This is a genomic window from Pseudonocardia sediminis, from assembly GCF_004217185.1.
GTDB lineage: Bacteria > Actinomycetota > Actinomycetes > Mycobacteriales > Pseudonocardiaceae > Pseudonocardia > Pseudonocardia sediminis.
On record NZ_SHKL01000001.1, the window covers coordinates 495,001 to 509,355 of the forward strand.

General features: G+C 70.8%; 9 protein-coding genes and 2 rRNA genes. 5 read left to right on the top strand and 6 right to left on the bottom strand.

Annotated features, from left to right (window positions below):
• Nucleotides 1-126: 126 nt before the first annotated feature.
• Nucleotides 127-3,212 (top strand): 23S ribosomal RNA (locus EV383_RS02470).
• 139 nt (nucleotides 3,213-3,351) lie between these two features.
• Nucleotides 3,352-3,468: ribosomal RNA gene (gene rrf / locus EV383_RS02475) — 5S ribosomal RNA — on the top strand.
• A gap of 125 nt (nucleotides 3,469-3,593) precedes the next feature.
• Here rrf and EV383_RS02480 read toward each other — a convergent pair.
• Genes EV383_RS02480 through EV383_RS02490 form a run of 3 tightly spaced genes read right to left on the bottom strand, consistent with a single transcriptional unit; the run spans nucleotide 3,594 to nucleotide 5,937 of the window.
• A complete protein-coding gene (locus EV383_RS02480) occupies nucleotides 3,594-4,697 on the bottom strand; it encodes a quinone-dependent dihydroorotate dehydrogenase (protein ID WP_130288404.1) in 1,104 nt (367 codons plus the stop codon).
• Nucleotides 4,698-4,717: 20 nt separating this feature from the next.
• Nucleotides 4,718-5,089 (bottom strand): RNA-binding S4 domain-containing protein, encoded by a 372-nt coding sequence (locus EV383_RS02485; protein ID WP_130288405.1) that lies wholly within the window; start codon nucleotides 5,087-5,089, stop codon nucleotides 4,718-4,720.
• Nucleotides 5,090-5,136: 47 nt separating this feature from the next.
• Nucleotides 5,137-5,937, bottom strand: coding sequence for an SDR family NAD(P)-dependent oxidoreductase (locus tag EV383_RS02490; protein WP_130288406.1), 801 nt, complete (start codon nucleotides 5,935-5,937; stop codon nucleotides 5,137-5,139).
• Between the two features lie 95 nt (nucleotides 5,938-6,032).
• Between EV383_RS02490 and EV383_RS02495 the strand changes: the two genes are divergently transcribed.
• The gene (locus EV383_RS02495; RefSeq protein ID WP_130288407.1) at nucleotides 6,033-6,908 is read left to right on the top strand and encodes a diacylglycerol/lipid kinase family protein; all 876 of its coding nucleotides are present in this window, start codon (nucleotides 6,033-6,035) and stop codon (nucleotides 6,906-6,908) included.
• A gap of 4 nt (nucleotides 6,909-6,912) precedes the next feature.
• On the opposite strand, the gene EV383_RS02500 is transcribed toward EV383_RS02495, so the two are convergent.
• Both EV383_RS02500 and malQ read right to left on the bottom strand, forming a co-directional pair.
• Complete coding sequence (locus tag EV383_RS02500; RefSeq protein ID WP_130288408.1) at nucleotides 6,913-7,731, bottom strand: 2-keto-4-pentenoate hydratase; 819 nt, start codon at nucleotides 7,729-7,731, stop codon at nucleotides 6,913-6,915.
• Nucleotides 7,732-7,765: 34 nt separating this feature from the next.
• A complete protein-coding gene (malQ, locus tag EV383_RS02505; RefSeq protein ID WP_130288409.1) occupies nucleotides 7,766-9,763 on the bottom strand; it encodes a 4-alpha-glucanotransferase in 1,998 nt (665 codons plus the stop codon).
• Between the two features lie 247 nt (nucleotides 9,764-10,010).
• Here malQ and EV383_RS02510 point away from each other — a divergent pair, with 247 nt between their 5' ends.
• The gene (locus tag EV383_RS02510) at nucleotides 10,011-12,656 is read left to right on the top strand and encodes a carboxypeptidase regulatory-like domain-containing protein (protein ID WP_130288410.1); all 2,646 of its coding nucleotides are present in this window, start codon (nucleotides 10,011-10,013) and stop codon (nucleotides 12,654-12,656) included.
• A gap of 33 nt (nucleotides 12,657-12,689) precedes the next feature.
• Nucleotides 12,690-13,538 carry an alpha/beta hydrolase gene (locus EV383_RS02515; protein ID WP_130288411.1) on the top strand — a complete coding sequence of 283 codons (849 nt, stop codon included), beginning with the start codon at nucleotides 12,690-12,692 and terminating at the stop codon, nucleotides 13,536-13,538.
• 12 nt (nucleotides 13,539-13,550) lie between these two features.
• On the opposite strand, the gene EV383_RS02520 is transcribed toward EV383_RS02515, so the two are convergent.
• Complete coding sequence (locus tag EV383_RS02520; protein ID WP_165438208.1) at nucleotides 13,551-14,279, bottom strand: acetoacetate decarboxylase family protein; 729 nt, start codon at nucleotides 14,277-14,279, stop codon at nucleotides 13,551-13,553.
• Nucleotides 14,280-14,355 lie beyond the last annotated feature (76 nt).

Consider the following 14,355-nt stretch of genomic DNA (forward strand, 5'->3'; position numbering starts at 1 on the left):
TTGTCTTTTCTGGACCACCTCTGATTCCTGGCTTACTAACGCTCCCGCGTGCGGGTGTGGTGCTTGCCGGTGTTGGTGTGTGGTTGTGTGTTGAGTGTTGCATAGTGGATGCGAGCATCTTGTTGTGGTCAAGTTGTTAAGAGCACATGGTGGATACCTGGGCATCAGGAGCCGATGAAGGACGTGGGAGGCCGCGATAGGCCTCGGGGAGCTGTCAACCGAGCTGTGATCCGAGGGTGTCCGAATGGGGAAACCCAGCGCCCGTCATGGGGCGTTACCCGTACCTGAATTCATAGGGTGCGTGGAGGGAACGTGGGGAAGTGAAACATCTCAGTACCCACAGGAAGAGAAAACAACAGTGATTCCGTGAGTAGTGGCGAGCGAAAGCGGAAGAGGCTAAACCGTGTCCGTGTCAAGCCGGCAGGTGTTGCGGGTGCGGGGTTGTGGGACTTGATCGTTCAGTCACTGCCGTGATTGGGACAGTTCAGTGCATGCGTTAGCGGAACATCTCTGGGATGGGTGGCCGTAGTGGGTGAGAGCCCCGTACGCGAAAGCGTGTGTCTGGTTGTGGATTTTGTTCCCGAGTAGCAGCGAGCTCGTGGAATTTGCTGTGAATCTGGCGGGACCACCCGCTAAGCCTAAATACTACCTGATGACCGATAGCGGACAAGTACCGTGAGGGAAAGGTGAAAAGTACCCCGGGAGGGGAGTGAAATAGTACTTGAAACCGTGTGCTTACAAGCCGTCAGAGCCTTTCGGGGTGATGGCGTGCCTTTTGAAGAATGAGCCTGCGAGTTATGCTTCGTGGCGAGGTTAACCTGTGTGGGGTAGCCGTAGCGAAAGCGAGTCCGAATAGGGCGGTTGAGTCGCGGGGTGTAGACCCGAAGCGGAGTGATCTACCCATGGCCAGGGTGAAGCGTCGGTAAGACGTCGTGGAGGCCCGAACCCACCAGGGTTGAAAACCTGGGGGATGAGCTGTGGGTAGGGGTGAAAGGCCAATCAAACTCCGTGATAGCTGGTTCTCCCCGAAATGCATTTAGGTGCAGCGTCGTGTGTTTCTCACCGGAGGTAGAGCACTGGATGGCCTAGGGGGCCGACAAGCTTACTGAAGTCAGCCAAACTCCGAATGCCGGTGAGTGAGAGCGCGGCAGTGAGACTGTGGGGGATAAGCTTCATGGTCGAGAGGGAAACAGCCCAGATCACCAGCTAAGGCCCCTAAGCGTGCGCTAAGTGGGAAAGGATGTGGGATCGCCGAGACAACCAGGAGGTTGGCTTAGAAGCAGCCACCCTTGAAAGAGTGCGTAATAGCTCACTGGTCAAGTGGTCCTGCGCCGACAATGTAGCGGGGCTCAAGCGCACCGCCGAAGCTGTGGCAATGACACTTTGTGTGTTGTTGGGTAGGGGAGCGTCCTGCATCTGGTGAAGCCCAGGGGTGACTTATGGGTGGAGGGTGTGGGAGTGAGAATGCAGGCATGAGTAGCGAATGCAGAGTGAGAATCTCTGCCGCCGGATGACCAAGGGTTCCTGGGCCAGGTTGTTCCGCCCAGGGTGAGCCGGGACCTAAGGCGAGGCCGTCAGGCGTAGTCGATGGATAACGGGTTGATATTCCCGTGCTCGTGATAGTGCGTCCATGCTGAGGCCGGTGATGCTAACCATCCGAACTTGTCTTGAAACCTTCGGGTTTCCTGGCGAGGGAGCGTGGGATCCGATCCGGTAGTAGGCAAGCGATGGGGTGACGCAGGAGGGTAGCCTCGCCACGCGTTGGTTGTCGTGGTGTAAGCCTGTAGCCCGATTCCTAGGTAAATCCGGGGGTCATGAAGGGTGAGAGGTGACGCGTAGCCGATTGAGGCGAAGTAGGGTGATCCCATGCTGTCGAGAAAAGCCTCTAGTGAGTGCTGTTGCGGCCCGTACCCCAAACCGACACAGGTGGTCAGGTAGAGAATACCGAGGCGATCGAGCGAACTGTGGTTAAGGAATTCGGCAAAATCCCCCCGTAACTTCGGGAGAAGGGGGGCCATCTGTCCTGAAGCCCCTTTGCGGGCTAGGGGTGGGTGGTCGCAGAGACCAGGCCCAAGCGACTGTTTACTAAAAACACAGGTCCGTGCGAAGTCGCAAGACGATGTATACGGACTGACGCCTGCCCGGTGCTGGAACGTTAAGAGGACCTGTTAACTCCCTTGTGGGGTGAAGCGGAGAATTTAAGCGCCAGTAAACGGCGGTGGTAACTATAACCATCCTAAGGTAGCGAAATTCCTTGTCGGGTAAGTTCCGACCTGCACGAATGGCGTAACGACTTGGGCGCTGTCTCGACCACAGACTCGGCGAAATTGCATTACGAGTAAAGATGCTCGTTACGCGCGGCAGGACGGAAAGACCCCGGGACCTTTACTATAGCTTGGTATTGGTGCTCGGTTCGGCTTGTGTAGGATAGGTGGGAGACTGTGAAGCGGTCACGCTAGTGGTTGTGGAGTCATTGTTGAAATACCACTCTGGTCGAATTGGGTGTCTCAACCTCGGGCCATGATCTGGTTCAGGGACAGTGCCTGGTGGGTAGTTTAACTGGGGCGGTTGCCTCCCAAAGAGTAACGGAGGCGCCCAAAGGTTCCCTCAGCCTGGTTGGCAATCAGGTGTTGAGTGTAAGTGCACAAGGGAGCTTGACTGTGAGACTGACGGGTCGAGCAGGGACGAAAGTCGGGACTAGTGATCCGGCACCACCTGGTGGAAGGGGTGTCGCTCAACGGATAAAAGGTACCCCGGGGATAACAGGCTGATCTTGCCCAAGAGTCCATATCGACGGCATGGTTTGGCACCTCGATGTCGGCTCGTCGCATCCTGGGGCTGGAGTAGGTCCCAAGGGTTGGGCTGTTCGCCCATTAAAGCGGTACGCGAGCTGGGTTTAGAACGTCGTGAGACAGTTCGGTCCCTATCCGCCGCGCGCGTTGGAGACTTGAGGAAGGCTGTCCCTAGTACGAGAGGACCGGGACGGACGAACCTCTGGTGTGCCAGTTGTCCCGCCAGGGGCATGGCTGGTTGGCTATGTTCGGAAGGGATAACCGCTGAAGGCATCTAAGCGGGAAGCTCGTTCCAAGATGAGGTCTCCCACCACCTTGAGTGGGTAAGGCTCCCAGTAGATGACTGGGTTGATAGGCCGGAGATGGAAGCCCTGTGAGGGGTGGAGTTGACCGGTACTAATAGGCCGAGGGCTTGCCACAACATGTTGTTCGCATCCACTGTGTGACCCTGAGCACACAACCATGACACCTTTTCGGTTGGTGTCCTCTTCGGAGGTCGCCGGCTGGTGGGTGTGGGTTGTGTGGTCTGTTAAGGGTTGGAAGATAAGTTGATAGTGTTGTCGGTGGTTATGGCGGTAGGGAAACGCCCGGTCCCATTCCGAACCCGGTAGCTAAGCCTTCCTGCGCCGATGGTACTGCACTCGTCAGGGTGTGGGAGAGTAGGTCGTCGCCGACATTCAACGTCTGGGTGGGGCCCTGTCGTGGAAGAGATTCCATGACAGGGCCCCACTCGCATGTCAGGATCAATCAGTAACAGAAGAGCCCGTTCCCGGTGATCCCGGAAACGGGCTCGTCGTCGTTTCAGACGCCGACGCCGACGGCCTCGTTCACAGAACGGTGGCCGTCCGCGCGGACGAGAGCGGCCAGCTCCCGGTTCAGGCGCGAGGGCCAGAGCAGCCCGCCGTAGACGAACCCGGTGTAGCTCTGGACCAGCGCGGCGCCGGCGCGGATCCGGCGGTAGGCCTCGTGGGCGTCCTCGATGCCCCCGACGGAGACGACGACCTGCTCCGGGGAGAGGCGGGAACGCAGACGGCACAGCACCTGCAGCGCCCGTTCCGCCAGCGGCCGTCCGGACACTCCGCCGGCCCCCATGGCCTCGACCTGCTCGGCGGGGGTGGAGAGGCCGTCCCGGGAGACCGTCGTGTTCGTCGCGACCACGCCGTCCAGGCCGATCCGGGCCGCGAGGTCGGCGACCGCGTCGATGTCGTCGTCGGCGAGGTCTACCGTGATCTTGACCAGGAGCGGGACCCGGGCCTGCCCGGGGAGGGCGTCGAGCTCGTCGCGTACGGCCGTCAGCAGGGGCTCGAGCACGCCCACCTGCTGCAGGTCGCGCAGGCCCGGGGTGTTCGGGGAGCTGACGTTGACGACCACGTAGTCGGCGTACGGGCCGAGCAGGCGGGCGCTCGTGCGGTAGTCGGCGACGGCGTCCTCGGCGGGCACGACCTTGCTCTTGCCGATGTTCACGCCGAGCACCGGCGTCCCGGAGACCGGACGACCCCGCAGGCCGGCCAGCCGCGGCGCGACCGCGGGGGCTCCCTCGTTGTTGAACCCCATCCGGTTGATCAGCGCACGGTCCTCGGTCAGCCGGAACAGACGGGGCTGCGGGTTGCCCGGCTGCGCGCGTCCCGTGACGGTCCCGATCTCGACCGCACCGAAGCCGATCCGCCCCAGTGCGGCGACACCGTGTGCGTCCTTGTCGAATCCGGCCGCGAGACCCAGTGGCGTCGCGAAGTCGATGCCCAGGGCGTGCGTGCGCAGTACGGGGTCGTGCGCCCCGAGGGTGCCGCCCCGGCGCGCTCCGACGGCCGGCATCGCCCCCAGGCCGCGGATGACGGCGAAGCCGAGGTGGTGCGCGGTCTCGGCCGGGATCCGTCGCAGGACCAGGCGGAACAGGGCGTCGTACATGCCCTCATTTTCACAGGCGTTCAGCTGCTGCGGCGGGAGAGCCCCAGCTGGTCGAGGACGCGTCGGTCACGTTTGGTCGGGCGTCCGGCGCCGCGGTCGCGCTGGGCGTACACCGGGGCCGGGCCGCTCGGCTCCGGCGGCGTGTGGTCGATGTAGCACTCCTGCGCGATCGGCGCGCCGACCCGCTTCTCGATCACCTTCGTGACCTCGACGGTCCGGGTCTTCTCGTACACCCGGGCCCGGACCCGGTCGCCCTCGCGGACGAGCGTCGCCGGCTTGGCCGGGTGGTCGTTGACGCGCACGTGCCCGCCGCGACACGACGTCGCGGCGTCGGAGCGGGTCTTGGCCAGACGCACCGACCACAACCAGCGGTCCACGCGGGTCGAGTCCATCCGTCCATCCTGCCAGCTCCGGCGGCGACCGCGACCCGTCTAGGTGCTCAGTAGTGGACGACGCCCGGTGTGCCACCACCCGCGGCGACGGTGTCCCCGTTGATGGCGATGCTGCGCGGGGAGGCCAGGAACGCGACCACGTCGGCGACCTCCTGCGCGGTGATCATCCGGCCGATCGTCGTGGTGGCGTCCAGCTCGGCGCTCACCGTCGTCTCGTCGACGCCACGCTCGCGCGCCCGGTCGGCGATCATCCCCGGGATGCGTTCGGTCACCGTGAGACCCGGATGCACGACCGTCACGTTCACCCCGCGCGGGCCGAGCTCCTGGGCCAGCGCCGCGGTCATCGAGGCCACCGCCACGTTGCGGACCGAGCCGACCAGCGACGTCGACTTCCGTGCGTTGAGTCCGCTGATGTTGACGATCCGGCCCCAGCCCTGCGCCGTCATCAGCGGTGCTGCGGCACGCGCGCACCGCAGGTAGCCGAGCAGCTTCGTCTCGAGCTCGACGCGGACGTCGTCGTCGGTGAGGTCGGTCAGGCTCGGGAGCGGACCGGCGCCTGCCGGACGCGCGGCCGCGTTGACCAGCACGTCCACCCCGCCGAGACGTTCGGCGACGGTGTCCACCATCGCGCGCACCGAGGCGTCGTCGGCGGTGTCGGCGGGCACCGCGACCACCCGGCCCGGGCCGGCCGCGTCGACCTGCGCCGCGGCCTCGTCCAGGGCGGCGGCGTCGCGCGCCACCAGAGCGACGTCGGCGCCCTCCGCCGCCAGCGTCGTCGCGACGGCGAGCCCGATCCCACGGCTCGCGCCGGTGACGATCGCGCGTTTCCCACCCAGTTGAAGATCCATGCCGCCACCGTGCCCGATACCCGGTCGGGTGGCACCCCCGTGTGCCCGCGAGGTGCCGAACGGGCGGTTCGTGCAGATCGGCCTACTCTTCACGGGTGGCCGAAACGCTGGACTCCGTGCTCATCGTGTTCAACCCGGGGAGCACCGGTGACGCCGACGCGCTCGCGCGCCGGTTGCGAGGGGAGCTGGCGGGCATCCGTCCCGAGCTCCCGGTGGAGCTGAGGCCGACCGAGTACGCCGGCCACGCCCGCGACATCGCCCGTGAGGCGGCGTCGGCCCCGGGGCGTCCGCTCATCGTCTCGGCGAGTGGCGACGGCGGCTACAACGAGGTCGTCAACGGGATCATGGACGTCCCCGGCACCGAGGCCGCCGCGGCCGTACTGCCCGCGGGCAACGCCAACGACCACGACCGCGTCACCTCCCGGCGTCCGCTCCGCGACGCGATCCTGGACGGGCGCACCGAGCCGATGGACCTGCTGGCCATGACCCTCGGCGACGCCCCCGTCCGCTACGCGCACTCCTACATCGGGTTCGGCCTGACGCCCGTCGTCGCGCTGGAGATCGAGGAGGGCGGCAAGGGGACGATCCGCGAGGTCGTGTCCACGATCCGTTCGTTCTGGGCGTTCAGCCCGTTCCGGCTGCAGTTCACCGACGGCAACGTCCGCCGCGTCGACAACCTGCTCCTGGCCAACATCCCGGAGATGGCGAAGGTGGCCGAGCTGTCCGAGGGGCGCCCGGACGACGGCCGGTTCGAGGTCATCCTGATGGAGCACCGGCCGAAGTGGCGGGTGCTGTTCACCGCGATCAAGGCGGCCGTGCGCGGGCTCGGCCCCCAGCCGACGTCGGAGGACTTCCGCTTCACCGCGCTGGACCCGATGCCGGTGCAGATCGACGGCGAGGTCACCGAGATGGAGGCCGACACCGCGGTCCAGGTGCGGATCGCCGCCGGAGCGCTCGCCGTCGTCCGCTAGCGGGTCAGCCGGTGGCGAGGGTGAACGCGACCTCGCCGAGGGCGCCGTCGACGCCGAACGTCGCGCGGACCGCGTCTCCGGCCGCGATCGCCGCCGGGACCGTGGTGGTCCCGGTCGTCACGACGCTGCCCGCCTCCAGGCGCAGCCCGTAGGTGGGCAGGGCGTCGGCGAGCCAGGCCAGGGCCGTACGTGGGTCACCGAGGACGGCGGCCCCGCTTCCCGTCGCGACCTCCTCGCCGTTGATCCACAGAGCCGTGGGCGTCGCGGGCAGATCCAGGTCGCGCCAGCTCCCGATCTCCGGGCCGAGGACGAACCGGCTCGCGCACGCGGCATCGGCCAGCAGCTGCGGCGCACCGGCCGTCTCGAACGCGGCGAAGCGGGAGTCCGGCAGCTCCACCGCGACGTGCAGCGCGTCGACGGCGTCGAGCAGCTCCTCGGTCGACGCACCCGGCTCGACGGTGTCGCGCATCCGGAACGCGAACTCCGCCTCGGCCACGGCCATGTGCAGGTCGTGGGAGGGGACGACGTCGCCGGGAGCGTGCCGGAACCGCTCGAACAGCAGGCCGGGCAGCGGGGCGTCGACCCCGATGTGTGCCTGACCGGCCGCCGCGGTGGCGGCCAGCTTCCAGCCGTAGGACGGCCCGGCGCGCTCGGTGAGGCGCTGCTGGGCGGCGAAGCCCTCGGCCAGCGTGCGCGGCCGCAGCAGCTCGGGCAGCGCGGCGAGGCGTTCGCCGGTGGTCCAGGCCTGCCACAGGGCGCCGGCCGTGCCGTCGGCGCGGACCAGGTCGACCGCGGTGAGATCGGGGTCGTGCGGTGCGGACATTCGTCGGATCCTTCCAGGCGGGGGACCGCGCCGGTCACCCCCGGTGCTCGCCCATGACGGCCGCGACCCGGGCCACCCGCGGGTCGGCCAGCGCCTTCTCCAGCGTCTCCGGCAGCGGGATCCGCCAGTTCGGGTACTCGTCGACGGTGCCGGGCAGGTTCGGCTGACGGGTCTCGCCGAGCACGTCGTAGAGCGAGGCCAGGGCCAGACGGCAAGGCGAGGACGCGAGCAGTGCGTGCATCGCGACCACGATGTCCTCCTCCGGCGCGCCCGCCGAGGTCAGGTGGCCCTCGTCGACCAGCAGCGCGACGAGCTCGTCGCGTTCCGCGGCGGCCTTCGTGCGCTCGGCGTCGACGTCGTCGAGCAGCCCCAGCTCCGCGCGGATGCGCACCTGCTCGCCGCGCAGGAAGCCGGGCGCGGTGGGCAGGTCGTGGGTGGAGATCGTGGCGACCGAGCCCTCCGGCCAGCGCGCCGGCGGGGTGATCGGGCCGTCGTCGCCGCCGGTCTCCGGGTCGGGGTCGCGGGAGAACCAGAGCACCGTCGAACCGAGCACGTGATTGCGCGCCAACGACTCCCGGACCTCCGGCAGCACCGTGCCCAGGTCCTCCCCGACGACGACGGCGCCGGCCCGGTGCGCCTCCAGCGCCAGCACGGCGAGCATCGCGTCCGCGTCGTAGTGCACGTAGGTGCCACGGTCGGCGGACCGGCCCTGCGGCACCCACCACAGACGCCACAGGCCCATCACGTGGTCGATCCGGAGCCCGTCGGCGTGCGAGAGCAGCGCGCGCAGCATGTCGCGGAACGCGGCGTAGCCGGTCGCGGCGAGACGGTCCGGCCGCCACGGCGGCAGGCCCCACGTCTGTCCCCGCTGGTTGAACGCGTCCGGCGGGGCGCCGACCGAGGCGTCGAGCGCGAGCACGTCCTGCAGCGCCCAGGCGTCGGCGCCCTGCGGGTCGCAGCCCACGGCCAGGTCGTGGATGACGCCGACCGGCATGCCCGCCTCGCGGGCCGCGGTCCGGACGTCGGCGAGCTGGGTGGCGACCTGCTGCTGCACCCAGCCGTGGAACGCCACCCGCGGCGCCAGCTCGGCCCGCTCCGCGGCGACGGCGTCGGAGCCCGGGTGGCGCAACGCCTCCGGCCACTGCTGCCACAGCCCGCCGTGGCGCTCGGACAGCGCGCAGAACGTGGCGAACGCGTCCAGGTCGGGGTCGTGGCCGTCGGGACCCGGGCGCCCGGCGCCGCGCCAGAGCGCCTCCAGCGCGGAACGCTTCGCCGCCCACACCCGGTCGTGGGCGATGCGGTCGCCGGAGAGCTCCGGGCGCAGCGCGTCCACCTCGGCGCGGGTGGAGGGGTCGGCGCCGGCGTAGGCGGGAAGGTCGGTGATCCGCAGCGCGAGCGGCGTCGCGAACCGGCGGCTCGACGGCGTGTACGGCGAGGGCTGCACCGGCGGGACCGGGGTGATCGCATGCAGCGGGTTGAGCAGCACTGCACCGGCGCCCTGCTCGCGCCCGGTGGTCCGGACGAAGTCGCCCAGGTCGCCGAGGTCGCCGATGCCCCAGGAACGGGCCGAGTGCAGGGCGTAGAGCTGCAACATCCAACCCCACGTGCGCGGCGGGTCCGGCAGCGACGGCGGTGCGACGACGACGGTGCTGCGGCCCTGCCCGGTCTCCAGTTCGTACCAGCCGGGCTCCAGTCCGGAGGGGATCTCGCCGTCGACGTCGCGGCGGGTGCCGTCCTCGGCGGTCAGGACGCCGCGCCCGGGGACCGGGTGGGCGGCGTCGGTACGCATACCGATCGTCGGGGGCAGCGTCGTCGCCGACGCCTTCTCCCGGGCCGCCGCGAGGGCGTCGCGGCGGGCCTGCGGGGTCGTCACGTCGACGTCGAGGAGGCCGAGCACGTCGGCCACCACGTCGGCGTCGACATGCACCTCCCGCTGCGCGCCGTCGAGGTAGGAGACGGCGACGCCGTGGGCGTCCGCGATCTCGGCCAGCTCGTGGTCCACCCGGGTGCCCGGCCCGCCGTCAGAGGTCATGTGCCGATCCTCGCCGATCTCCCGCCCGGCCGCCGGGCGGTCCCCGACGGACGTCGTGAGCTGCACGGACGCGACACGCGGGCCGCGTTCACCCACACCGGTAACCGGTCACCGGGTGCTACGGTTCGTCGCCGGATGCGCCGACCGGGGGACGCGGTTCCCGGGTCGGTGTGCCGGGTTCGTTCCGGCCCGGCTGCGACGACGCGAGTGCCGGGCGTCCGCTCTTCTCCGGCGGGAGGAACTCCAGATGACGACGTTGGCCCTGCTGGGGCTGTTGGTGGTGTTGCTGGTGGCCATCGGGATCGCCGCTTTCCTGTTGCGGGGACGCAAGCGCGACGACGAGAGCGACGTGTCCGCGGACGAGCCGCCGCGCACCGTCCGCGATCTGGTGAACCGCCGCCGCGGTCTCGCCGAGGGCACCATCGAGGACGGTGGCGTCGCCGAGGACACCGACGCCGGGACGATCCCTCGTGGGGCCGGCTCCACCGCGACCGACACGGCGGTCGGCGTGCCGGCCGGCACCGCCCCGGCCGGGGACGTCTCGCCCGACGACGCTCCGGCGGCTCCCGACACCGTGACCGGTGCCGCTGCCTCCTCCGACGCCCGGACCGCCGATGCGGCGGACGACGTCCCGGACCGCGACGCCCCCTCCGGCGTGGTGGGGGACCCGTCGCCGAGCGCCGACGTGACATCGGATCCCACCACCCCGACGCCCGGCTCACACGTCGCCGTCGCCGACACCGACGCGACTCCCGCGTCCGCCGGGGACGCGGCGACGCCGATCGCGCGTGATCTCTCCGATGTGGACGCCGGACCGGTCGGTCCGCCCTGGTCGCGCGGCTTCGTCGACGGTCGCCCGATCGAGCCGCCCCCGTCGGCGTCGCCGCGTCGTCCCCGGCCCACGCCGCACGCCCGCTCGGAGTCCGCGGCGACCGCCGACACGTCGGGCCCCGCGGCCGGCGAGGAGCCGTCCGCGACGGCCGGCGACGAGTCCGCGGACCCGTCCTCGCCGGCTCCGGCGGAGACGACGGCCGGGACGACGCCCGTCGTGGCGACGGCCGGAACCGCTGCCTCCGGCATCGTGGAGTCCGGCCACACCACTCCGGTCGCGGCGGACGAGCCCGACGACGCCGACACCCCGGTCACGACCGCTACGTCCGCGACCACTACGTCTGCGACCACTGCGTCCGCGACGGCTGCGGACGTCTTTTCCGGGGAGTCCGCCGCGCCCCGGCCCGCGGCGCCGCCGCGGCAGGAGTCCCGCTCGCCGGTCGATCCCGACCTGGTCAAGCGCGTGACCGCCGTCCCGACCGACCGGTCCCCGCTGTCCCGCACGACGACGCCGGACACCGAACGCGAGTTCCGCGAGGCGCGGGACCGGATCACCGGGCCGGGCGCGGCCGGGCGGGTCCCCGAGCAGGGCGGACCGGTCGGCGCGACGGTCTCGCAGCGGCCCTCGCCGGTGCCGGTGCCCGACCGGGACCGCGCGGACGGGGCCGATCCGGCCGACCCCGACTCCACGACCACCGGCGGCACGAGCGGCGGACCGGTCGTGACCGGCGCCGGGATCGTCGCGGGCACGCTGGGACTCGGCGCCGCCGCGGCCGGGATCGCCGCCTCCCGTGGCCGGGAGTCGTCCACCGACGACACGACGCCGACGTCCGGCGCCTCGGCAGGGGACACCTCGACGCCCGTCGGCTCCACGTCGGCGACCCCGACAGCCGGGACCTCGACGACGACCGGTTCGGACGTCACCGGACCCGACATCACCGGACCGATCGTCACGGCCCCGGGAGCGTCCGGAGTGGACGTCCCCACGGCCGAGGCGTCCGGACCGGGGGCTTCCACGACCGCGACGTCCGCCGCGGGGTCGTCCGACGAGGACCGCACGGCCCCGTCGCCGACCGCGCGCACCACCGTCCCCGGTGGACCGCCGCTCGGTCCCACCGGCGAGCCGGCCCCGCGACCCACCCCGCGCCTGATGCGCTCGGCGACGCCGGTGATCGGCGCGGACGACGACGTCGACCCCGACCTGGACGACGACCCGGACATCGACCCGGCGACGTCGCCGGCCCTGTCCCCGGTCCTGCCCACCGTCGAGTCCACGACGGACACGCCGTCGTCGACCGGCCCGGTCGCGACCACCCCCGGGACGGACGGGACGATCTCCGCCATGACGGCCACGGACACCGCGACGGGCACGGCGTCGCCCACGGGCACGACATCACCGGCGGGCACGGCATCACCGGCGGGCACGACATCGCCGACGGACACGGGCGAGGTCGCGACGTCCGCCACCGGCCCGGCCGACCCCGTCGAGGTCGAGGAGTCGCCGGTCGCGTTCCGGCGTCCCCGCCCGGAGACCGCGCCGGTCACGCCGGTGCCCGGAATGATCGGGCAGGACGTCGAGGTCCTGGTCACCGGACGGGACGCGGCGCCGGTCGGCGGGGTCGCGGTCGCCGCGCTCGACGGCACGGGTCAGGAGATCACCACCGCCACGACCGGCCCGGACGGCGCCGCGACGCTGCGTGTCCCGGGCGCGGGCCGCTACGTCCTGGTCTCCTCGGCCGAGGGCTACCAGTCCGGGGTCGCGACCTGCGCGGTCGCCGACGAGACGGCGCGGGTGTCGCTGACCGTGACCCGATCGGCCGCGGTGCACGGCGTCGTCCGCGCGGCGTCGGGGAGCCCGATGGCCGGGGTCGTGGTCACGCTGGACCAGGACGGCGAGACCGTCGGGCGGGCCGACACCGGCGCCGACGGCGCGTTCCGGATCGCCGACCTCGGCGCCGGCTACTACCTGCTGGCCGCCGGGACCGGTGCCGGCGGGGCGTCGCAGTCGCTGCGCGTGGCCGCCGAGGCCGACGTCGAGCAGGACCTGCAGATCGCCCGCTGACCGGCGGGAGACGGACACCAGCGAGGGAGTGGCGTGACCGGTCACGTGGAGGGGCGCCTGAGCGGCGTCGAGGACACCGAGCTGTTCTGGCAGGGATGGCTCCCGGACGGCGACCCGTCCGGGGTGCTGCTGATCAGCCACGGCATCGGTGAGCACTCGGGGCGCTACGGCAACGTCGTCGACGAGCTGGCCGGTGACGGCTGGGCGGTCTACGGACTCGACCACCGCGGGCACGGCCGCTCCGGCGGCACCCGGGTACACACCCGGCGCTACTCCGACCTGATCGACGACTTCGAGACGTTCCGCCGGGTCGTCGCCGCCCGGCATCCCGGCCTGCCGGTGTACCTGCTCGGGCACAGCATGGGCGGGCAGATCGCGCTCGCCTACGCCGTCGAGCACGAGCGCGAGCTCGCCGGCCTGGTGCTGTCCGCGCCCGCGCTGGCCAGCGACATCGTGCCGTCCGCGTTGATCCCGGCGCTGCAGGTGCTCGCCCGCGTGCTGCCGACGATCCGCCCGGTCGGCATCGACCAGACGAAGATCAGCCGGGACCCGAACGTCGTGCGCGACTACCAGGACGACCCCCTGGTGCACCACGGCAACCCGTCGCTCGCGCTCGGCGCCGCCGTCTACGCACAGATGGAGGTCCTGCCCGGCCGCGCCGGCGGGCTGCGCCTGCCGGTGCTCGTGCAGCACGGCACCGACGACGCGCTCACCGACCCGGCCGGCACGAAGCGGATCGAGGCCGCATGCGGCTCGCCGGACATGACGGTGCGCTGGTACGACGGGCTCTGGCACGAGATCTACAACGAACCGGACCGCGCCCGTCCGCTCGGTGACCTGCGGACCTGGCTGCACGAGCACCGCGCCGCCGCGGCCGCGTAGCGCCCCCGGGGATCACCGGGCGGGCAGCTCCTCGGCGGGGTCCATGTCGAACGCGACGTGGTCGACGACGGTCGTGAACAGCGAACGCCGCGGGAAGCCCATCGCGCGCAGCTGCTGCGCCATCGGGTGCCCGGTGCCGGGGACCACCCGCCCACCGGCCCCGACGCGGGTGCCGCGGGCCCGCATCCGGACCGGGGCGGCGAGCACCACGTCGTCGCGCGGGGCGAGCGCGGTCAGCGACGCCGGGACGGTCAGCGGCAGCGCCGGCAGTCCCAGGGTGCGCAGGGACGCGTCGAGCACCCGGCGTCCGGCGTCGTCGTCGAGACGGCACTCGACGCGGCCCCCGGAGACGTCGAGCTCGGCGCGGGCGAGCCACTTCGGCAGGCCCCACAGCGCGCGACCGGCCTCCATCGTGAACGTCTCGGTGACCGGCAGCTGCAGGACGTGCACGCCCCACCGGGACCCGGCCGGACCGCGGTGGCGGACCGGGACGGCGACGCCGACCTCGTCGTAGGTGCCGAGGTCGTTGTCCCGGTAGTCGACGAACATCACGAACACCGGAGTGCGCCCGAGCAGCGAGAACGGCGTCAGGCGCGCCGCGGCCCCGGCCAGGACGCCGCGGACCCGCCGGGTCGGGACCAGGTGCGTGGACAGGCCGACCCCGGCGTCGCGGATCCGCACCGGGAACGTCACGCGGTGCCCCTGGATCTCCCAGCTGCCGTCGTCGAGTCGCGTCGCCATGGGCGGGAGTCTCCCGCAGCGTGGGGGCCCCGCGGTACGCGCCGGAGGGGTCCCGCCCGGCCCGCCGGGGCCATCG